The sequence below is a fragment of the Enterobacter soli ATCC BAA-2102 genome, from assembly GCF_001654845.1.
In the GTDB taxonomy this organism is placed as follows: domain Bacteria; phylum Pseudomonadota; class Gammaproteobacteria; order Enterobacterales; family Enterobacteriaceae; genus Enterobacter; species Enterobacter soli.
Genome location: NZ_LXES01000038.1, coordinates 53,966 through 75,026, shown reverse-complemented (window position 1 = coordinate 75,026; position 21,061 = coordinate 53,966). Strand labels below are relative to the sequence as shown.

The following is a 21,061-nucleotide window of genomic DNA, read 5'->3' as shown; positions in this document are numbered from 1 at the left end:
GAGCCATTCATGACGATGCCAACCTCACAATGTCCGTGGCGGATGCAGGTTCATCACATCCATCAGGAAACGCCGGATGTGTGGACGCTGTCACTGCTGTGCCATGACTACTATCCGTACCGTGCAGGTCAGTATGCGCTGGTCAGTGTCCGCCATTCCGCAGACACCCTGCGCGCCTACACCATCTCCTCTACGCCGGGTGTGAGCGAATACATTACGCTCACCATCCGTCGGATTGATGACGGTGCAGGTTCACAGTGGCTGACCCGTGATGTGAAGCGCGGGGATTATATCTGGCTGTCTGATGCACAGGGTGATTTTACCTGTGATGATAAGACGGAAGATAAATTCCTGCTGCTGGCAGCGGGTTGTGGGGTTACTCCGGTGATGTCGATGCGTCGCTGGCTGGCAAAAAATCGTCCGCAGGCCGATGTACAGGTGATCTTCAGCGTGCGTTCGCCGGAAGATGTCATTTTTGCCGACGAATGGCGTAACTACCCGGTAACGCTGGTGGCTGAAAATAACGCGACACAGGGTTTTGTTGCCGGTCGCCTGAGCCGTGAGCTGCTGCAAAGCGTGCCGGATATCGCGTCCCGCACCGTGATGACCTGCGGCCCTGCGCCGTACATGGATATCGTGGAAGAGGAAGTGAAAGCGCTGGGCGTGACCCGCTTCTTTAAAGAGCAGTTCTTTACCCCGGTGGCAGAAGCCGCGACCAGTGGCGTGAAGTTCACCAGGCTGCAACCGGCTCAGACCTTCTTCGGCCGCGCAGGCACTACGCTGCTGGAAGCACTGGAAAGCAACAAAGTCCCCGTTGTTGCCGCCTGTCGCGCTGGCGTGTGCGGTTGCTGTAAAACGAAAGTGGTGGATGGCAACTATACCGTCACCAGCACCATGACGTTAACGGACGCAGAAATCGCCGAAGGCTACGTGCTGGCGTGTTCCTGCCATCCGCAGGGCGATCTGGTTCTCGCATAAAAAAGACAGCCCGGTGGCGCTACGCTTACCGGGCCTACAACAACAAACCCCGATTACTTATACGCGGGATCTTTCCCCACCGCGTAACGCCCCGCCCCTAAAAATGCCACGGCCAGCGCGCCGATAAAGAAGTACACCAGGCTTTCAATCGCCCATGCGCCAACCGCATCCAGTGCGAAGGTTTTGCCCGTCCCCACCATCAGCCACGCGATCACCATCGTAAACGCCAGTACCAGTGCCGCCGGACGCGTGAAAAGACCGAGAACAATCAGAACCGGGGCCACCACTTCACCAATTAACACACCGTAGGCGATAAACCCTGGTAACCCTTTCTCCACCAGCATTCCGCTAATAAACCCTACTCCACCAAACAGCTTATGCAGGCCGTGAAACAACATCAGCCCCCCCACGGCAAGTCGTAACAAGAGTTTGCCGAGTTCGTCGCACGCTAGCTTTTTATTAACAGCAATTAACATTATTTTAACCATTTGTAATTATTCCTGTTTTTACCCGAGGCATCATCAGATTATGACGAATAGTCACCAATGAAAAGCACCCTTTAATAAGGGGGATCTACCGGGCGTTGCGGCGAGTTTCATCTAAGCTTGTAAGCGGTATCACAAACAGGAGAAGGATCACCATGAAACAAACCGTGGCTGCATACATTGCCAAAACGATTGAACAGGCTGGCGTAAAACGTATCTGGGGTGTCACCGGGGATTCACTGAATGGGTTAAGCGATAGCCTCAACAAGATGAAAACCATCGAATGGATGCCAACCCGTCATGAAGAAGTGGCTGCGTTTGCCGCAGGTGCAGAGGCACAGCTGACCGGCGAGCTTGCCGTTTGCGCGGGCTCCTGCGGGCCTGGAAACCTGCATCTGATTAACGGTCTGTTTGACTGTCATCGTAACCATGTTCCGGTGCTGGCGATTGCCGCACATATTCCATCAACAGAGATAGGCAGCGGCTATTTTCAGGAAACGCATCCTCAGGAACTGTTCCGTGAATGCAGCCACTACTGCGAACTGGTTTCCACCCCGGAACAGATCCCTCAGGTGCTGGCGATTGCCATGCGCAAAGCGGTACTGAATCGCGGAGTTTCGGTGGTGGTTTTACCGGGTGACGTTGCGCTGAAAGCCGCGCCTGAAAGTGCCAGTACACACTGGTATCACGCGCCACAGCCCGTCATTACCCCCACAGAAGAAGAACTCAAAAAACTGGCTCAACTGCTGCGTTACTCCAGCAATATCGCCCTGATGTGCGGCAGCGGCTGTGCGGGCGCGCATAAAGAGCTGCTGGAATTTGCCGGCAAACTTAACGCGCCAATTGTCCACGCCCTGCGCGGTAAAGAGCACGTGGAGTACGATAACCCGTACGATGTGGGCATGACCGGGCTGATTGGTTTTTCCAGCGGTTTCCACACCATGATGAACGCCGACACGCTGGTTTTACTGGGTACCCAGTTCCCTTACCGTCCGTTCTATCCGGCTGATGCCAAAATTATTCAGATTGATATCAACCCGGCAAGTATTGGCGCGCATAGCAAGGTAGATATGGCGCTGGTGGGTGATATCAAATCGACGCTTGCCGCGCTGCTGCCCCACCTTGAACAAAAAACAGATCGTAAGTTCCTTGATAAAGCCCTGAGCGATTACCGCGATGCGCGTAAAGGACTGGACGATCTGGCGAAACCGAGTGACAAAGCCATTCATCCGCAGTACCTGGCGCAGCAGATCAGTCATTTCGCCAGCGACGATGCCATCTTTACCTGTGACGTGGGCACGCCTACCGTCTGGGCCGCGCGCTACCTGAAAATGAACGGCAAGCGGCGTCTGCTGGGCTCGTTTAACCACGGCTCAATGGCCAACGCCATGCCACAGGCGCTGGGCGCCAAAGCCACCGCACCAGAACGTCAGGTGGTGGCGATGTGCGGCGACGGTGGGTTCAGCATGTTGATGGGGGATTTCCTGTCAGTGGTGCAGATGAAGCTGCCGCTCAAAATTGTGGTCTTTAACAACAGCGTACTGGGCTTTGTGGCAATGGAGATGAAAGCCGGTGGCTATCTGACGGATGGCACTGAACTGCACGATACCAATTTCGCCCGCATCGCCGAAGCCTGTGGTATTACCGGTATTCGGGTGGAAAAAGCCGCCGACGTGGACGAAGCGCTGCAACGGGCATTTTCCCTCGATGGCCCCGTACTGGTAGATGTGGTGGTCGCCAAAGAGGAGCTGGCTATTCCGCCGCAGATCAAGCTGGAGCAGGCCAAAGGATTTAGTCTCTATATGCTGCGCGCCATCATTAATGGCCGTGGTGACGAGGTAATCGAACTGGCAAAAACCAACTGGCTCAGGTAAAACATCTGGCATCGCCCGTTAAAATATAAGGACTTGCCATGATTGATTTACGCAGTGATACCGTTACCCGTCCGACGCGCGCCATGCTCGAAGAGATGATGGCCGCCCCGGTCGGGGACGATGTGTACGGCGATGACCCGACGGTAAACGAACTTCAACGCTATGCGGCGGAGTTAAGCGGTAAAGAGGCCGCGCTGTTTCTGCCAACCGGCACTCAGGCAAACCTGGTGGCGCTGCTGAGCCACTGCGAGCGCGGTGAAGAGTATATCGTCGGCCAGGGCGCGCATAATTACCTGTATGAAGCAGGCGGTGCGGCGGTGCTCGGCAGCATTCAGCCGCAGCCGATCGACGCTGCGCCTGACGGCTCTCTGCCGCTCGATAAAGTCGCAGCAAAAATCAAAGCCGACGACATCCACTTCGCACGCACAAAACTGCTCAGCCTGGAAAACACCCATAACGGCAAAGTTCTGCCGCGTGAATACCTGAAAGCGGCGTGGGAATTTACCCGCGAGCGCAAACTCGGCCTGCACGTTGATGGCGCGCGTATTTTTAACGCCATTGTGGAGTACGGCTGCGAACTGAAAGAGGTCGTGCAGTATTGCGACTCTTTCACTATCTGCCTCTCCAAAGGTCTGGGCACGCCGGTGGGTTCACTGTTGGTGGGTGATGCGGATTACATCAAACGTGCAAATCGCTGGCGTAAAATGACCGGCGGCGGAATGCGTCAGGCCGGGATCCTGGCAGCGGCTGGCTTATATGCGCTGAAAAACAACGTTGCGCGTCTGAAAGACGACCACGACAATGCGGCCTGGATGGCATCGCAACTGCGTAAGATTGGCGCAGACGTGATGCGTCACGACACCAACATGCTGTTTGTTCGTGTCGGCGAAGATAACGCAGCCGCGCTGGGCGAATTTATGAAGGCGCGCGGCGTTCTGCTGAATGCCTCCCCGGTTGTACGCCTGGTGATGCATCTTGATGTCAGTCGTGAGCAACTTGCCGAGGTGGTGAGCCACTGGCAGGCATTTTTACAGCGTTAACAAAGGAGCGTAACGTGCCGCAACGTATTCTGGTGCTGGGTGCCAGTGGCTATATTGGCCAGCACCTGACGACGGTATTAAGCCAGCATGGCCATCAGGTGCTGGCTGCGGCACGCAGTATTGAACGGCTGCAAAAGCAAAACCTGCCCAACGTCACCTGCCACAGCGTAGATTTAAACTGGCCGCAAGGTTTGTCTCGGCTGCTGGAAGGTGTCGACACACTCTATTATCTGGTGCACAGCATGGGTGAAGGCGGTGATTTTATCGCCCATGAACGCCAGGTAGCGATGAATGTCCGCGATGCCCTGCGACAAACGCCGGTTAAACAGGTGATTTTTTTAAGCTCGCTCCAGGCACCGGCTAACGAGCAGTCCGATCACCTGCGCGCACGTCAGCTGACCGCAGAAACATTGCGCAGTGCCGGGATCCCCGTGACCGAACTGCGGGCCGGGATCATCGTCGGGGCCGGTTCAGCCGCCTTCGAAGTGATGCGCGATATGGTCTATAACCTGCCGGTGCTGACCCCCCCACGCTGGGTGCGTTCACGTACCACGCCCATTGCGCTGGAGAACCTGCTGCATTATCTGGTGGCGCTGCTGGCGCACCCGACTGACCAGCATCGGGTGCTGGAAGCCGCAGGCCCGGAGGTGTTGAGCTATCAGGAACAATTCGAACATTTCATGCGGGTCAGCGGCCGCCATCGCTGGCTGGTCCCTATTCCCTTCCCGACAAGTTGGATCTCCGTGTGGTTTTTGAATGTCATTACCTCGGTGCCGCCAACCACAGCAAAGGCCTTGATCCAGGGGTTAAAACACGATCTGCTGGCCGACGATCGCGAGCTTCGCGCGCTGATCCCACAAACGTTGATCCGTTTTGATGACGCCGTACGCAACACCCTCAAGGAAGAAGAGAAATTGGTGAACTCCAGCGACTGGGGCTACGACGCCCAGGCTTTCGCCCGCTGGCGCCCGGAATATGGCTACTACCCTAAACAGGCCGGCTGCACGGTAAAAACCGCCGCCAGCCTGGAAGCCCTTTGGGAAGTGATTAACCAGATTGGCGGCAAAGAGCGCTACTTCTTTGGCAATATCCTCTGGCAAACCCGTGGCGCAATGGATCTGCTGATTGGGCATAAGCTCGCAAAAGGCCGTCCTGCGCATCCGTACCTTAATGTGGGTGATACCGTGGACAGCTGGAAGGTGATTATCGTTGAACCCGAAAAGCAACTGGCGCTGCTGTTTGGCATGAAAGCCCCCGGGCTTGGGCGGCTCTGTTTTACCCTGAAAGATAAAGGCAGCCACCGGGAACTGGACGTTCGGGCATGGTGGCATCCGCACGGAATGCCGGGTCTGTTCTACTGGTTGTTGATGATTCCGGCGCACCTGTTTATCTTCCGGGGAATGGCAAAACGCATTGCGCAACTTGCAGAACAAAAGAAGGAAAGGATCTAAATAAAACTCTTATTCTTTCACCTTTCCCATTGCATACAGGCGTAATTCACGGAAGAATGCGCACGAAATTCTTTTTCAACACAGTGGATCGATATGAAGGTACTGGTTACCGGTGCAACCAGCGGCTTAGGCCGAAACGCGGTCGAGTTTCTGCGCAACAAGGGCGTTAGCGTCAGAGCTACCGGCCGCAATGAGGCGATGGGCAAGCTGCTGCAAAAAATGGGCGCAGAATTTGTTCATGCCGATCTGACGGAACTGGTTTCCTCGCAGGCGAAAGTGATGCTCGCCGGTATCGATACGCTGTGGCACTGCTCCAGTTTTACCTCCCCGTGGGGCACTCAGGAAGCCTTTGATCTCGCCAACGTGCGCGCCACGCGTCGCCTGGGCGAATGGGCCGTTGCCTGGGGCGTGCGAAACTTTATCCACATCTCTTCGCCATCGCTCTATTTCGATTATCACCATCACCGCGATATTCAGGAAGATTTCCGTCCGGCCCGTTTTGCCTGTGAGTTTGCCCGCAGCAAGGCGGCCAGTGAAGAGGTGATCGACCTGCTGGCGCAGTCTAACCCGCATACACGGTTTACCGTACTGCGCCCGCAAAGCCTGTTCGGACCGCACGATAAAGTGTTTATTCCGCGCCTGGCGCAGATGATGCACCACTACGGCAGCGTGTTGTTACCGCGCGGCGGCGATGCGCTGGTGGACATGACCTACTATGAAAACGCCATTCACGCTATGTGGCTGGCAAGCCAGCCGGATAGCGATAAGCTGGTGTCTGGTCGCGCGTATAACATCACCAACGGCGAGCCCTGCACGCTACGAAGCATTGTGCAGCGTCTGATTGACGAGTTGCAGATCAACTGCCGTATTCGTTCTGTGCCGTACCCGATGCTGGATATGATTGCCCGCAGTATGGAACGTTTTGGGAATAAATCCGCCAAAGAGCCTGCACTGACGCATTACGGCGTGTCGAAGCTGAACTTTGATTTCACGCTGGATATTTCGCGCGCGGAGGCTGAGCTGGGTTATAAGCCGATTGTGACGCTGGATGAAGGGATTACCCGCACGGCGGCATGGCTGCGGGATCACGGGAAGTTGCATCGGTAAGGGATTCAGTCTCATGTAGGCCGGGTAAGCGCAGCGCCATCCGGCAAAAGACAGGGAGTGCGGCTTGATGTCCGCACCCAACTCCTCTCCCACAGGGGAAGAGGCAAAAAAATATTACGATAAAAAGAACAAGGTGTTGTCTGTTTCTCCGTCGATTTCGAAAAAAATAGCATCATTTCATCATCTTCAATTCCTCAATTGAATTGATCGACATAATAATTTCACGTTGTCCTGAACGTGAATATTTGTTCCCTAATCAGGGTTAAGATCAAAAGATCAAACGCTGGAAAGATAAATTAGCCTCTGGTTTGAATGGAAAATATTCACAGGAAAAAAAACATATGTCCAGCGATATGCTGTCTGATAATGTTGAACGCTTCTGTAAAAAACACCAGGTGAATAAATTTATCCCACGAGATTTCCGTCGAACGTTTAAGACTCTGGCTGGACAATTGAAAATCACAAAAGAAATTCGTGACAGAATTCAGCACCACGCTTTACATGATGTATCATCTGTTCACGATGACAGATACGATTACAGCGAAGAATAGCTGGAAGCACTTTTGAAATGGGAAAATAAACTGCATGAGTTAATGAAGTTCTAAATAAGTTATTCCACAGTAATCATCACTACCAGGAATGATATGCAATATATAATTCTCGGTGGTGATGATTTGATTTTTAGTGACTTTTCCCCACGTAATAAATGTGATCCCCCCCCAAAAAAACTCTCATATGTAAAATGTATAATATTTTACAGTCAAAATGACACTTAATTATTAACGATTCAACTAATGGAGAAGGAGAATATTATGGCGAGAGGATATTTTTTGACTGTGGGCAGTCAAACAACATGTGGTGGCTCAATCATTACAGGTTATGCGCAACATTCATTAACAGGGCAACCTACAGCCAGAAATGGAGATAAATACATATGTGGAGTTGATAAACAAGTTCATACCATTTTGGGCGGAATTCCGTTCTATTCTATAGATGGTGTAGCAGCAGCAGGTACTTTGCATAGTCGGGGAAGTTGTGATTGTAAATGTGAATTTATCCCTTCTGATTATTCGATGTCTTATGATGATGAGCCTGTATCCAGACCTCAAAGACTTCAATCGTCCATACCAATCCCGATAGCACCAAAACCGGTGTCAGCACCAACTTTTCCTCCTCAGCCACCAGCAGCCACACCTCCAAAACCAATTTCCCCTGTGCCAGTGAAAGAGGAAGAACAGCGCGAACCAGTAGATGCCGGGTATTGTATACTCCCATATGGAAGCCGCACCCGAGCATATGACCCCCATCTGTTTCTGAATCCACCCGGCGGCGTGCGCGAACTGTATTTTTCATTGAACGGTGAAGATAAGCAGTATAAAGCCGGTTCTATCCTGCTCATTGTTGACCCGGAGAAGCAGGACGAGAAACAAATAGCGCACTTGCAAGCTGCGAAGGAACGAATTGACACAGCCCTGGCCCCGCTTTCACATCAGCAGGCGCGATTTCTGTTTAAAAATAAAGACACCATTGAAATGTTTGCTGCCGCTGCCAGTAAAACCAGCGAGATTTACGGGTACTCAGGACAGGTCACAGAAGCAGCAAAGGGATATTTCCAGCGGGTTGAAAATATCCTCGTCAGTATCGAGAAATCCTATCAAAACCACTACATCACCAGTGGGGCGTTGATCAGTGAGCAGTTTTACGTTGAGCGCCGTCAGTTGCTTGGTCAGCTTGATAGTGTCCTTAAAATGTTCTCAAAGCACCGTTTCATGTTCAATGAATATACCGACCTCAAAAAATCACTTGGACTCTCAACCCATGCAATTACCCATCTCTGGAATGAAACAGGGGTAAACGATATTGAAGGTTATGCGACTCATATCGAGAAGCTGGTGAAGTACGTTAAGATGATGGAAACTGCCGGGAAGATTGGCGTTGGCCTGGCTGCATTAGATACTGCCGCTAAAATCACGGAAGCCTGCGCTACGGGCCGGGAATGTGCAAAAACTTCATTCACTTCAATTGGTGAGTTTTCTGGTAGCATGTTAGGAGGATTTATTGCCGCGAAAGCTGTTGAAAAGGGGGCAGCAACCGTAGTCTGCTCTCTCATTTTAGGTGCAGCAACAATTGAAGCTGGCGGCGCGGGAGCATTACTGTGTACATTAGGTGTCGCAGGAGGGATTACATATGGAAGCGATAAAACATCCTGTTGGCTTGGTGAAAAAGCTGGTGAGAAATTGAACACTTTGTATGAGATTATAAATAATGAATGATTTTATCATTTCACTAAGTATAGTTATCATATGGTTAATTGCCATGTTTCTTGGATTAGCTAGCATAATTATGTCTCGACTAAATCGCAAAAGATATAAAGAAATCTGTGCGTTATATGAGGATGAATATGGTAACTTGCCATGGGCAACACAAATTTACGATAACATTAATAGTCTGTACATAAAATTTGCATATGCTATGAAGACAGATTTTATTTTCAGACCTTTGATTTGGAATAAAAAGTCAAGCTTTTCCAAAAATGATGATAAGGATTTCATTCGTGGATTACCTCAACGTCTAATTAGACCATTTTATATAGAATATTATATTACAGCTATGAGTCTGGTGTTTTTTTTAATCGCAATAGCTTTAGTCCTTATTGATGAATATCGATGATTCTATTAATCAGGTATAATGATAAAAAGCAAGCCCATAAAGGGCTTGTTTTTATCCTAAAAGTATCATCCCCTCAACAAATATTTCCCACACACTCATTCCTCAATCTGATAATTTATTTTTTGAACTTCATTATGAACATTAAATTAAATGTCGATATTCTAATTTTCGAAACGCCCAGACACCCGAGCATTTTAACTGTATGATTTAAAAGAATTTATTTTGAAGAAATTCAAAACCCGTCCCCTCTTCCACAGGGCTGAGGGTTCCCCAGTAATTTTTGTCTTGATTCAGCGATGATTTTACGCCATTGAATTAATAGACTTACAGCGGTGTCATGATCCAGCTGAAAATCGCCGAAGCGACGATTTTCTTGCCGGGAGCCCGGGTCGCCAGGGTAGCGGCGGTGAGCTACCCTGGCACGTTCACCGGTATTGGGGTGACAGAGTAGCAAGGAACATAAAGTGAACGGGATAACCACCACAGCCGTATGTTCCCCCTCACCCCAGCCCTCTCCCCAAAAGGGAGAGGGAGTAGATACGAAAACGGCAACCCGAAGGTTGCCGTTTGCTTTTACAGAGCCGTCCAGGCATCAGCCCACGCCAGGCCAGCACCTGGTTCGTAGTATGCCGGAGCATTGTTACACCAGCCGCTGTTCGGGAACGGTTTGCACTGGAACAGTTTACCGTGGTTGTTCACGATATCACCTGCGTTGTACTTACTGTTCGCGCTCCACGCTGCGTAAGAGCCGGAAGTACCTTCATCCTGAGATGGGGTAGCCGCTTTCGCTTTCACGTTCAGCAGGTAGGACGTGGTGCTGCTCAGCTCGCCATCGCTGACGGTCAGGCTGACTTCATACTGCTGCGCTGTAGCAGATTCTGGTGCCGTGAAGGTCACAACCGCTTTGTCCTGACCGGTTACAGTCTGGCCATCCTGAGAGCGCCAGGTGTAGGTCAGTTTGTTGCCATCAGCGTCGGTAGAACCTTCAGCGCTCAGGGAAACCTGCGCACCCGCTTCCACAGCCCCGATTGGGCCTGCGATCTGCGCCACCGGCGCATGGTTCACCACTGCCGGGGTTTCATCCGGAACTGGCGTTGGAGCCGGCGTTTCATCTTCTGCTGGCGTCGGCGTTGGCGTGACCGGGGTTTCACCCGGCGTGGTGGCAGAGCCGTCGTCGTTGATGATGTTCACGTTATAGAACTTCTTAACGCAGTTAGTGTAGTCACCTTCTTTGAACGCGCTGAATGGCGTCTGGTAACCCACCAACTGGCAAGAGTAAGTCTTACCGTCTGGCGTATCTGCACTCCATCCCCAGTCCTGTTCCCAGTAGATCTTCAGCGCACCGGAGCCGCCTTCATCGAACTGCTTCATGTTCGCACAGCCCAGCACTTCATTGGCCGGAACAGGCACTTTCAGGTAGTTCGCGAACTCTTTGTAGTACTTGATACGGTTTTCAGACTGAGCAATTTCAGTCGGGCCGCCGCACTCTACGCCGCCGTTAATGATCTGTGTGGTCACCCCGAAGCCCGGTACCAGACCGTTCGCTTTGTCGTGATCGTTTGGCTGCCAGGTGCCGTCAATAACCTGCAACATGCTTGGTTTTGGTGGCTGTGGGTAGGCGAAGAAGAAGATAGCAGAAGCCAGGTTCAGCCAGGTGTCCGCTACCAGCTCCGGTTTGTCCAGCAGGGTGCGGACAGTACCGAACATCGCTTCGGAGAACGGACCGTAGTTGTAGTTGTAAGACAACTGTTTAGCCCCGCGGCCAAAGTAGCTCACGAAATCGCCGTCTTTGTCTTTACCGCATGGCCAGGTCTGCCCCTGCCAGATGTCAGGATTACATTCGCCGTTATAGCCGCCTTTCTGACCCTCGGTCCAGCCCATTTCACGAACGTGAACCAGCGCCTGACGCCATTCAGCCTCCGGACGCCAGCTTTCATGACCACCGGTTTCCTGCGCAAAGTGGGCAAACATCGTTGCCAGCTCTTTACGGCAGATGGCATCACTGTCACGACCGTCGTTATAGGTCTTACACAGTGCCGGGAATTTTCCCACTGCTTTCAGGAAATTACTGTAGGTATAAGACTGAGCGCGCATCGGGAACAGATATTCCCAGTCACTTGCCTTAACGATCCCTTCAACGCGTTTCACGTTGTTCGGGTTAGCCGCGCGACCTGGCTCAATCTGCTCAACAAGGCTGTTGTCCAGAGTCGCAATGGTGTCTTTCACCGAAGTCATCAGCGGGAAATCAGTGAGCTCTTTTTCCTTTTTCGCCAGGTCGCTGGCTTTCATGGTGTACGGTTCGCTGCTGGTTGCCTGCAGCGTTGCAGCCTGAGCCATAAACGGTGCAATACATGCACCTGCAACGAGAACGCTCAGTAATGTCCTTTTAGTCATTTCAATATAATCCTGTATTTAAGCAACAATGGTTTATGCATTCCCAGCTTATGTATTATTCCATTAATAAATAAACCTGGAAGTGCGGTTCTTTTCATTTTTTGAAGAACACCATCCGGTACCCTTCAAAAAATAAAAGATCAATATGCATTTGTTCTTTTCGGTTTTATTTCCTGGTACTTCGTCCAAACCTTATGGGCATAAATCATTCGCTGCTGATAATTCTCTTTTTTTAACCCAGCGTTATAGGCACCTACCGCTTCCCAGTTATAGCCATAGACTTTGATCATGCTCGACAAAATAGATGCACCGACCATAATGGACGTACAGGGCTCGGCAATAAGTCGATACTCGTCAATCCCCTTCCGCTGTAATTCACTAAAATGCGTACTGTTAATTTGCATTAAACCGACATCTCTTGAACCATCATGGTTCCAGCCCACAGCATACGGGTTCATGCCTGATTCCACGTTGGCGATGGCAAATAACAGATAAGGATCGACATGATAATAATGTGCGGCCCTGTCCCAGCAATTTGCAAATACACTTTGGCTAAAGATAAGTAATAACAATATGAAGCGTTTCATTTCTTTACCTGTTTATCGAATTACGTCCCTCTCTTTGCGCACATCTCTATTTTATTTTAAGTTGTTGACCACACCAGAAGTGGGGTGTGGTCAACGCATTGCAGGGTGATATCAATCCTGCAATTTCAGGTTAAGAAGTTTATTTGCAGTCAGCGGACGCGCCTTCTTTCACCCATACATCGCTATTCGCTGGGTTATCACCACGGGTCCACCATTTCGCACGGTATACAGAACCTTTATAAGTGGTGGTTTCACCGCCGTTATAAACGACATCTGAGCGCCAGTTCATTTTCACCTGGCTAACCAGTTCCCATGCATCAGCGTCAAAGCCAGGTTTATTGCCCTGAGTCCAGTACTTCGCTTTCCAGACCAGGTTGTCGCTGCTGACGGTATCGCCAGTGTTGTAAACCTTACTGGAAGACCATGCCGCATATTTGCTGGCGTTAGCATCAACCGGTGTATCACAGCTACCGGTCGCAGGCGGGGTAACATCATCCGCAGGTGGAGTCACGTCGTCTGCTGGCGGGGTAACCTCGTCAGCCGGTGGCGTGACATCATCTGCTGGAGGCGTCACGTCTGCTGGTTTTGGTGTAACCACTACCTGGACGTTGGACTGAACGCTGGTTTTACCATCGCTGACGACAACGCTAAGGGTGTAGCTGGACTCAGAAGCCACTTCCGGTGCAGTGATATTCACGTTAGCGGTATCAGTACCGGTCGCATGCATATCTGCTGGTACGCTCCAGGAATAGGTCAGTGCATCACCATCAGGATCCGCTGCCTGCGCATGCAGAGCATAAGTTTCACCCGCCTGGAGAGTGACGGCTTCCATCGCGTTCACGACTGGCGCCTGGTTGGCTTTTGGTGCCTTGTTGACAACCTGCACGTCAACAGAATTGCTCAGCCCTTTAGCATCAGTCACGGTCAGACGGAATGCCAGCGACTGGTTAGCGGTCACGGCAGCCACATTGAAAGAGGCTTTCGCTTTGGTGCTGTTAGTAATGGTCACCGTTGGGCCAGAAATCTGGGTCCATTTGTAGGTAATAGCATCGCCATCCGGGTCAGTGGATGCTGAACCGTCGAGATTCACAGTAGCCGGGCCGGTCACGGTCTGATCGGTCGCCGTCGCAATCGGTGCATGGTTGGTCACCACCGGATCAACCGGTGCAGCCCCCCCCAGCAGGCTTTCGTTCATCGCGTTCAGGATGTCGCCGGTATCGGAATCGATAGACCAGGCAAACAGACCGCCCAGGTTATTCGCCAGCACGTATTTACCTTTTGCGGTGGTAGAACGCGCATCTTCATAAGAGATCAGGTCACCCGTTGATTTGTTGAAGACGTATGGCGCTTCAGCCGTTGCGTCGTAACCGGATTCCCAGCCTGGCTTGCCTTTGTATTCGTTAACGATCTGACGATAGTCAACCACGCCCGGCTCCCAGGTGCCTTTCACCATACCGGTTGCAGTGCCGGTGAATGGGTTGTCGCCGGTGTAACCATGCACACCTGTCCATCCGCGACCATACATGCCTGCGCCGACAACGATCTTACCAGGCTGAACACCCTGTGCCAGCAGCGCATTCACGCCGTTTTCGGTGGTGTAGTTGGTATCCGGACGCCATGCTGGCGCACGCAGTGCTGCCTGATGGCCCAGTTCGGTGTTGCTCCAGCCGCCGTAGAAGTCGTAGCTCATCAGGAAGATGTGGTCGAGGTACTGCTGAGCAGCGGTGTAGTCCACGTCTTCAATCTTATCTTTACCGGCACCGATAGCACTGGTCAGTTCATATGAACGACCGGTCTGAGCAGACAGCTCGTTCAGCATGGTACGCAGATCGTGCATCAGCGCAGTATATGTAGCTTTATCCTGCTGCGGGTTGCCCAGACCTTCACTCACACCACCGCCACCTGGGAATTCCCAGTCGATATCCACACCGTCGAAGAATTTCCAGGTCTGCAGGAAATCTTTAACAGAGGAGACAAAGCGTGCGCGGATAGCTGGGTCGCCCATGTGGAAGAACGGATCGGACAGGGTCCAGCCACCGATGGACGGCAGCACTTTCAGATCAGGGTGGGCTTTCTTCAGCGCCATCAGTTGGCCAAAGTTACCTTTATACGGGTCGTCCCAGTCAGAAACGCCGGCCTGCGGTTTTTGCAAAGCAGCCCATGGATCGTGGATAGCCACAGTAAAGTCAGGACGGCCCGCACAATCGCGCTGAAGCACGGAGAAGCTGTTACCGCCTTCAACGGTTTTCAGACCGTCGTTGATGCCGTCACCGCCGCAGATCGGAATAAAGCCATAAAGGATATGGTTAAGGTTTGCTGCCGGAATTTTATCGACGGAGAAGTTACGGTCGTAAACACCCCATTCAGGGAAGTAAGCGGCAACTACTTTATCGGTGTGTTTCGCGAAGGATTTGTTGTTTTCATGCATTGTGGTGTTCAGCGGCAGCAGGTGGCTACCGTCTGTGTCTGCAACGATCACCAGTTTGCTGGCGCTTTTAGTACAACCGCTCGCATTACAGACTTCAACCTGCTCCTGATAACGTCCGCCTTTTTTCACTTTAAAGGTGGCAGAGCCAGACGCACCCGACGCACCAGACCACACAGTCTGGCCATCCAGCAGAACTTTCGCGGAGGTTGGCGCATCGCCACTCCAGACGTTCCATTCCGCTTTGACATCCACGCCATCGCTATGGACTTTGACGAGGCTGTTATAATCCTGCGCGGCCTGATCCACTTCAACCAGGGCAAATTTATCATTGCCGGAGCCGATAGTAGGTGCACCTGGCGCAGCTGCAAATGCAGAGCTGGTTGCCGCTGCAATGAATAGCGCCAGATATTTAGGCTTAATAAATTTCATTTTATTTCCTGATAAATTTATTCGTAAACGTGTGTGCCCATATCTTCCTTTAAAATATGGGATGATCTTACATTTTCTTTATTTAAACAAAAAACCATTACCAATAATCTTTATGACGTGCTGTATTCCTCCACAAAAAGATACAAGTCCAAAATCCATGTAGCTTATGTCTTTCACAATACACTGAAAGAAAAAGGTGTTCCCTCCCTCTCTTCGTCGAAAAAACCCTAATAAAATCTTGACCTGAATATTTAAATGATGAACCCGAATTGCTGAGCGATTAATACAGCCATTCCAGCAAATGCCAGGTAGGGTCCGAAAGAAATAGAGAGGTTATTTTTATTTAAATTATTAAATGAAAAATAACCGACAATACCACTGAGCGCTGCGACTAACACAATCGCAGGCAGCGCCTGCCAGCCGCACCAGGCACCTAATGCCGCCAGCAGCTTAAAATCACCGTAACCCAACCCTTCCCGCCCGGTCGCCAGGCGAAAAGCCCAGTAAAGCAACCAAAGGGACAGATACCCAACCACGGCCCCCAACAGGGCGTCACGAAGCGGTAGCGCGTTGTCAAAGGCATGTATCAATAGCCCCACCCAAAGCAGAGGCTGTGTCAGGCAATCCGGAAGCAATTGATGCTGCCAGTCGATCAACGCCAGCGGCAGCAAAAAAGAAACCATGAGCCAGAGCGAAAATAACCCCTGTTCGCCTGGCATAAACCCGGCACTAACGCCAAAAAACAACGCGGTACAAAGTTCGATGAAAAATAACCGAAACGGGATAGCGGTACGACACTGCCTGCATCGTCCGCGCAATACCAACCAACTGACCAGCGGTATATTTTCCCAGAAAGCCAGTGGGTGCTTGCAAACCGGGCAGTGGGACGCAGGAAAGAGAAGATTGCTGCTTCCCTCTTCCTCCATCACCATGCCGGGAACGCGCTCGGCAACCACGCCCAAAAAACTGCCCACGATGGCACCTAATATCCCACTCATTACCGGGAAACCTGGCGGATAGGCTTCCCGAATCAGTGTGAAGCTCGTCATGCGTGGCGCGCCCAGGTGAGCTGAACTTCGGCTTTCACATCGCTGAGATGATCAACAGGCGTGAGGTTCATTTTCTGGATCCGCACCCCGGAGGCCAGGTTAATTTCACGTAGCCAGTTTTTTAATTCATAGACATTAACGCGATTCACCACGAAAGATAATGTTTGCCCATCCTGACGCACGTCGGTCAGCGGCAAATTAATTTCGTGCGCACTGTTCTCAACCACCATGCGCGGATTATTTGTTTTGACCTGCTGAACCTGAAGGTGATTTTTATCTATTTCAGCTCGCATCCAGTTAAGCGTCTCTTGTTGTTTCACAAGCGTCAACTGGCTATTTCGATTCATATTATCCAACGGGGTGACTCCTGCGTAATAAACAATAGCGCCCAGCATGGCCACAACGCCTAATTTTAAAATCATCTTTTCCCGGGTGCTGTAATTCTGGTAACGTGATTTCAGCAGCGCGACTCGCTCTTTCATTTATATTTACCTGTAATCATGGCGGTATAAGGTGCAACGGTTGAGACAGGCTGTAAGGAAAAATCAAAACTGGCGCTGGCCTGATTCACAAAATCCTGTAAAGCCGGTTGCTCCTGAGCACTGACGCTTAGCGTCAGGGTGTTATGCTCACCGTCAAACTCCATCAGATTAATTTCCATCGCAGGCACTGATTGTTTCGCCTTCTCCAGGTCGTCAAGTTGCAGGAAGAACCCTTTGCTATGTTTCTTAATATTTTGCCCAAAGTGGTACTTGATGTTGGTCTGTTGAGGCATACTGGGGAAGTAATGCTGGTAGACCTGCGTAATTTCCTGCTGGAGGAGGTTTTCCTGCTGTACCAACATCCACGCCATGGCGATACGCGGCCCCAGTAACAAACCGAGTGATAACAGGCCCATTACGGCAATAGCGGCGTTAATCCCTTTTGCTGATTTCCCCTTCCCGGCTTTGGCACTGAATTCACCGTGCAGGAGATTGACGCGGCAGGTTTGCCACTGCGGCTGGATCAGCACCAGCGGGTGCTGCCAGTGGTGCAGGACATCCACCTCAACGCCTTCTGGCTTCTCGCCGTAACAGCACACTTCGCTTTCTCCCGCCTTTTGCATCAGCAGTGGCAACAGACTCGTCTCAATCTCCCCGGCGGTATGGGGCGATAAACGCAGCCAGTAGCTTTCATTCAGAGCAACAAGCGTGCTTCCGCCCTCCTCCACCGGCAACAGCCAGGCATCCGGCAGCGCCTGAATAACCTTTAATCCAGCCTGCTGAAAACAGCGTAACCACTCGTGCAGCACATCGGCATCAACAGCCACTGCATCGACCTCAGCGCCCTTTTTATTGAGTACCGTCCAGTGAAGGTTATCCACATCGCCGATCAGCGTCTCTTCCGCCATCCACGAGAACGCCGTCGCCTGAGAGGCCACCTTCTTCGGCAGCATAAAATGGCGGAAGATCATGCAGCTTGCAGGCAACAGTAAACAGACACGTGCGGCAAGCGGGTGCTCCGCCAGCGCGTCCAGGCTTTCCAGGGTCTCAACCTGCTGACTGCCGGATTCACACCACATTATTTTCCCGCCTTCACAACTGTCGGGACGAACAAAAAGGACCTGTTTCATAACGTTCTACTTTGGTTATTCAATCATTCGATAACGACGTTGCCACGTCACAATTTCACCGGCTTCGTTATTCACCTGAAGCTGGCTAATTACGCGAAGCGTTAACTCATCGGTATTGCCGGTATAGTTGACACGGAAATAGCGACTGTTGATGGCGAACTGTTCTGCCACCTGAGGTAAATCATCTTTCAACTGCGGGAAAGCGTGTTCCAACGCTTTGCTGAACGTTTCCATACTTTCCCAGCCGGTTTCAGGCCGTGAATCAATCAGGCGAACGGCATCATCTGACGTCATTTTTCCCGGGAACATCGCGGCCAGTAAGGGGGCCTGCTCCGGCTTAAGGGTATTCACATCCACCTTGCTGGCAGAGTCCGGCAAGGCACATAACAGCTTGCTCACTTTCGGATAGGCCGACGCAGGGAACGCCGGCAGCAGCTTGATCTCAGCAATGGTGCGCATCATCTGATTCGCTGGCTGGCGGGCGGGAACCACACCGGCCCAGGCATCCGTCTCTGCGCTCTCTTTCACCGTTGTGGTATCACCGTCGAGATAATCCACCAGTTGCAGATAAACGTCTTCCGCCGCAGTCTGGCTCACGCCACTGTCCGTCAGGATCTGCTCAACGATGCGCGCCTTAAGCGGCTTTTCTGGCACGGCAGGCGCGTTTGGATCCTGAGATATTTTTTCAGCAGCCAACAGGTTGTTGACGTTAAAGCAATCTTGCGCGTCTTCGACCTGGCTCACCACCGTGTAGTCATCACCCTGAGTTTCCAGCTGCTGATGCCAGTCGCCATCCGGGTCGAGAGGTTTACTTTCGCCGCTGGCGTCATTCTGCAAGCGGTCTTTCACCACCTTTTCCTGCGCCTGCATCGCCCAGCGCAGCTGTTGCTGGCTCACCTGATAGTGGGTTTTCTGAAGGTTGCGACAGAACTGCTGGCTGATTTTGGCCGCCAGGGCCGACATCATGACCAGCAGGATCAGCACCACCAGCAGGGCAACGCCGCGTTGTTGACGTATCCGGCTCATGATTTAACGTCCGGTGCAGGCGCATTTTCTGCGGCCGGCGCGGCCGGTTGTGGCGCCGCAGCCGCGTCTGGCATATCGCCCGGTGTCGTAAACACCCAGTGCCAGGTATCGCCGTTTTCCATGGTCAGCGTGAGTTCCACGCCGTCCGGAAGATGGGCGGAATCGTCCCAGCTTTTCTGCCAGCCATTGCGATAAAACCGCCACTGCATCGATTTCACCTCGCTGATAATCGGCACCTCTTCGGGCTTTACGTCTGCCGGGCTGTCAATCACCGGCCAGACATCGCGATAGACGCGTCCCCTTTCGAGCCGCCAGTGCACGCGCTCCAGCTGGACTGTGCCGCTCACGCCGTTCAGGGTGGTCAGCTCGACGGCATCCCCCTCCTGCAAAAAAAGATCCGGTTCATTACGCGGCGCACGCGCCTGAAGCTGGAAAAAATCACGCTCCATCAGGCTCCAGGCACGCTGCAATTCGTTAAGCTTTGCCGCGCTGGCATCCGTTGCCGAACTGGTGCGCATCGCCCCGTCCAGGATTTGCCAGGCCAGGGTGCTGATGACCGCAAAGATGGTCAGCGCAATCATGATCTCCAGCAGGGTAAAACCGCGCTGGCGTTGCGTGTTCTTCACTTGCTCTCTCCTGGCGGAATAATGCGCAGCGCAATCACCGGCTGACTTTCATCACCTTCGGCATAGACGCGGATTTCGTTGGCCCAGACGTTGCTGGCGGTTTTTACCCGCTGCTTGTGCCAGTTCCAGCTGCGCCCGCCCATCAGTTCCGCGCCCTGTTCTTCAGCATCCGGGAAGTCGCGTTTACTGAGCTGTGCCTCCGCCAGCTGGTTTTCGGCCACCCAGCTGGCCTGCAATGTTTCGGCAAGGCCGTGGGTAAAACGCACGTTAAGGGAGACGGAATTCATCAGCGCCAGCGCAGCGGTGGAAAAGATAACCAGGGCGACCATCACCTCCAGCAGCGTCATGCCTTTTTGTGTCATTCTGCGTTTAGTCATCGTTTTCCACCGATACGGGCGCCGCGCCCTGCGAGACTACGCGGAAATGGTGTTGTTTATCGTAGCTTTGCAATGCAAGCGTAAAACGCCCGATCTCCCCGTCAGGCAGAAAGACGATTTGCGGCTCGGCATCTGTCGTGGCGGCCAGTCGCTGCGGGGAAAGCGAAACGTGCATCTCTTCCGGGAAATCGCCTTTGGTATTAATACGGCCTGTAGATAACGGCACCCAGTGACGTTCGCCGTTTTTATCTTCAAGCGTCACCATCTGATATTTGTCCGTGGTAATGACCAACCCGACAATATTTCCATCCATCACCGCACGATCAGAACCATAATCAACGAGGGCTTTTAATTGCTGGCCAAATATATCTACGCCGCTACGCGACGGTATTGTAGAGACGACCATCATGGCGCAACTGGCAAATATCACCAGCGCCAGAATAATTTCCAGTAATGTAAAGCCTCGTTGCTTTTTCATTATTTTTCTTGTTTGTCAAGTGACCAGTTTGTGATGTCATCTGCGGTATTCGCTTCACCGTCTGGGCCCGCAGAAAATACGTCTACAGCACCGTGTTCGCCAGGGCTGACCAGCAGATAATCACTCCCCCACGGGTCTTGCGGCAGGCGACGAATATAGCCATCTGCACGGTAGCCGTTCGGAATCGGCGCAATTTCAGGCTTTGTCACCAGCGCCTGCAAGCCTTGTTCGGTGGTGGGATAACGGTGGTTATCCAGCTTGTACATATCCAGTGAGCCTTCAAGGGCGACAATATCGCTGGTCGCTTTTTGGGCATCGGCCTTTTCTTTATTGCCCATTAAGTTTGGCACCACCATACTCGCCAGAACGCCGAGAATAACAATAACCACCATTAATTCGAGCAATGTGAAGCCCGCCTGGCGAGCCAGGTGTTTTCTTTTCATAGCCATG

19 protein-coding genes and 1 pseudogene are annotated in these 21,061 nt (G+C 52.0%); 8 read left to right on the top strand and 12 right to left on the bottom strand.

What is annotated here, in order from left to right; all coding sequences use genetic code 11:
• Positions 1–9 precede the first annotated feature (9 nt).
• Positions 10–978, top strand: a complete 969-nt coding sequence (gene hcr, locus M987_RS12940) for an NADH oxidoreductase (protein WP_014069550.1) — start codon at positions 10–12, stop codon at positions 976–978.
• A gap of 53 nt (positions 979–1,031) precedes the next feature.
• Here the strand turns inward: hcr and M987_RS12935 are convergent, their stop codons facing one another.
• Positions 1,032–1,466, bottom strand: coding sequence for a DoxX family protein (locus M987_RS12935; protein WP_014069549.1), 435 nt, complete (start codon positions 1,464–1,466; stop codon positions 1,032–1,034).
• A 152-nt stretch (positions 1,467–1,618) separates the two neighbouring features.
• Between M987_RS12935 and poxB the strand changes: the two genes are divergently transcribed.
• The 7 genes and pseudogenes from poxB to M987_RS12900 all read left to right on the top strand — a co-directional run bounded on the left by poxB (position 1,619) and on the right by M987_RS12900 (position 9,605).
• Positions 1,619–3,337 carry a ubiquinone-dependent pyruvate dehydrogenase gene (gene poxB, locus M987_RS12930; RefSeq protein WP_014069548.1) on the top strand — a complete coding sequence of 573 codons (1,719 nt, stop codon included), beginning with the start codon at positions 1,619–1,621 and terminating at the stop codon, positions 3,335–3,337.
• 38 nt (positions 3,338–3,375) lie between these two features.
• Positions 3,376–4,377 carry a low-specificity L-threonine aldolase gene (gene ltaE, locus M987_RS12925; RefSeq protein ID WP_014069547.1) on the top strand — a complete coding sequence of 334 codons (1,002 nt, stop codon included), beginning with the start codon at positions 3,376–3,378 and terminating at the stop codon, positions 4,375–4,377.
• A 14-nt stretch (positions 4,378–4,391) separates the two neighbouring features.
• Positions 4,392–5,828 (top strand): SDR family oxidoreductase, encoded by a 1,437-nt coding sequence (locus M987_RS12920; RefSeq protein ID WP_014069546.1) that lies wholly within the window; start codon positions 4,392–4,394, stop codon positions 5,826–5,828.
• Between the two features lie 93 nt (positions 5,829–5,921).
• On the top strand, positions 5,922–6,935 hold the full coding sequence (locus M987_RS12915; protein ID WP_014069545.1) for an NAD-dependent epimerase/dehydratase family protein: 1,014 nt from the start codon (positions 5,922–5,924) through the stop codon (positions 6,933–6,935).
• 404 nt (positions 6,936–7,339) lie between these two features.
• A pseudogene (locus tag M987_RS24940) lies at positions 7,340–7,486 on the top strand (tyrosine-type recombinase/integrase); the annotation flags it as partial.
• A 261-nt stretch (positions 7,487–7,747) separates the two neighbouring features.
• Positions 7,748–9,208: a PAAR domain-containing protein gene (locus tag M987_RS12905; RefSeq protein WP_014069543.1), complete on the top strand. Its 1,461-nt coding sequence runs from the start codon at positions 7,748–7,750 to the stop codon at positions 9,206–9,208.
• Entirely contained in the window at positions 9,201–9,605 is a 405-nt protein-coding gene (locus tag M987_RS12900; RefSeq protein ID WP_014069542.1) for a hypothetical protein, read from the top strand. The genes M987_RS12905 and M987_RS12900 overlap by 8 nt, the downstream gene beginning before the upstream one ends.
• Positions 9,606–10,178: 573 nt before the next feature.
• Here the strand turns inward: M987_RS12900 and M987_RS12890 are convergent.
• The 11 genes from M987_RS12890 to gspG form a co-directional block, all read right to left on the bottom strand.
• On the bottom strand, positions 10,179–11,999 hold the full coding sequence (locus M987_RS12890) for a glycoside hydrolase family 19 protein (protein ID WP_014069541.1): 1,821 nt from the start codon (positions 11,997–11,999) through the stop codon (positions 10,179–10,181).
• 140 nt (positions 12,000–12,139) lie between these two features.
• Entirely contained in the window at positions 12,140–12,586 is a 447-nt protein-coding gene (gene iagB / locus M987_RS12885) for a type III secretion system invasion protein IagB (protein ID WP_014069540.1), read from the bottom strand.
• 139 nt (positions 12,587–12,725) lie between these two features.
• Positions 12,726–15,443: a glycosyl hydrolase family 18 protein gene (locus tag M987_RS12880; protein ID WP_014069539.1), complete on the bottom strand. Its 2,718-nt coding sequence runs from the start codon at positions 15,441–15,443 to the stop codon at positions 12,726–12,728.
• A 251-nt stretch (positions 15,444–15,694) separates the two neighbouring features.
• Positions 15,695–16,492 carry a prepilin peptidase gene (locus tag M987_RS12875; protein WP_014069538.1) on the bottom strand — a complete coding sequence of 266 codons (798 nt, stop codon included), beginning with the start codon at positions 16,490–16,492 and terminating at the stop codon, positions 15,695–15,697.
• Positions 16,489–16,974, bottom strand: coding sequence for a type II secretion system protein GspM (gene gspM / locus M987_RS12870; RefSeq protein WP_014069537.1), 486 nt, complete (start codon positions 16,972–16,974; stop codon positions 16,489–16,491). The genes M987_RS12875 and gspM overlap by 4 nt, the downstream gene beginning before the upstream one ends.
• Positions 16,971–18,104, bottom strand: coding sequence for a type II secretion system protein GspL (gspL, locus tag M987_RS12865; RefSeq protein ID WP_014069536.1), 1,134 nt, complete (start codon positions 18,102–18,104; stop codon positions 16,971–16,973). Before gspL ends, gspM begins: the two co-directional genes overlap by 4 nt.
• 15 nt (positions 18,105–18,119) lie before the next feature.
• Complete coding sequence (gspK, locus tag M987_RS12860) at positions 18,120–19,130, bottom strand: type II secretion system minor pseudopilin GspK (protein ID WP_014069535.1); 1,011 nt, start codon at positions 19,128–19,130, stop codon at positions 18,120–18,122.
• Complete coding sequence (gene gspJ / locus M987_RS12855; protein WP_014069534.1) at positions 19,127–19,756, bottom strand: type II secretion system minor pseudopilin GspJ; 630 nt, start codon at positions 19,754–19,756, stop codon at positions 19,127–19,129. The genes gspK and gspJ overlap by 4 nt, the downstream gene beginning before the upstream one ends.
• Positions 19,753–20,133 carry a type II secretion system minor pseudopilin GspI gene (gspI, locus tag M987_RS12850; RefSeq protein ID WP_014069533.1) on the bottom strand — a complete coding sequence of 127 codons (381 nt, stop codon included), beginning with the start codon at positions 20,131–20,133 and terminating at the stop codon, positions 19,753–19,755. The genes gspJ and gspI overlap by 4 nt, the downstream gene beginning before the upstream one ends.
• Positions 20,126–20,611, bottom strand: a complete 486-nt coding sequence (gspH, locus tag M987_RS12845) for a type II secretion system minor pseudopilin GspH (RefSeq protein WP_014069532.1) — start codon at positions 20,609–20,611, stop codon at positions 20,126–20,128. The genes gspI and gspH overlap by 8 nt, the downstream gene beginning before the upstream one ends.
• A complete protein-coding gene (gene gspG / locus M987_RS12840; RefSeq protein WP_014069531.1) occupies positions 20,611–21,060 on the bottom strand; it encodes a type II secretion system major pseudopilin GspG in 450 nt (149 codons plus the stop codon). Before gspG ends, gspH begins: the two co-directional genes overlap by 1 nt.
• Position 21,061 lies beyond the last annotated feature (1 nt).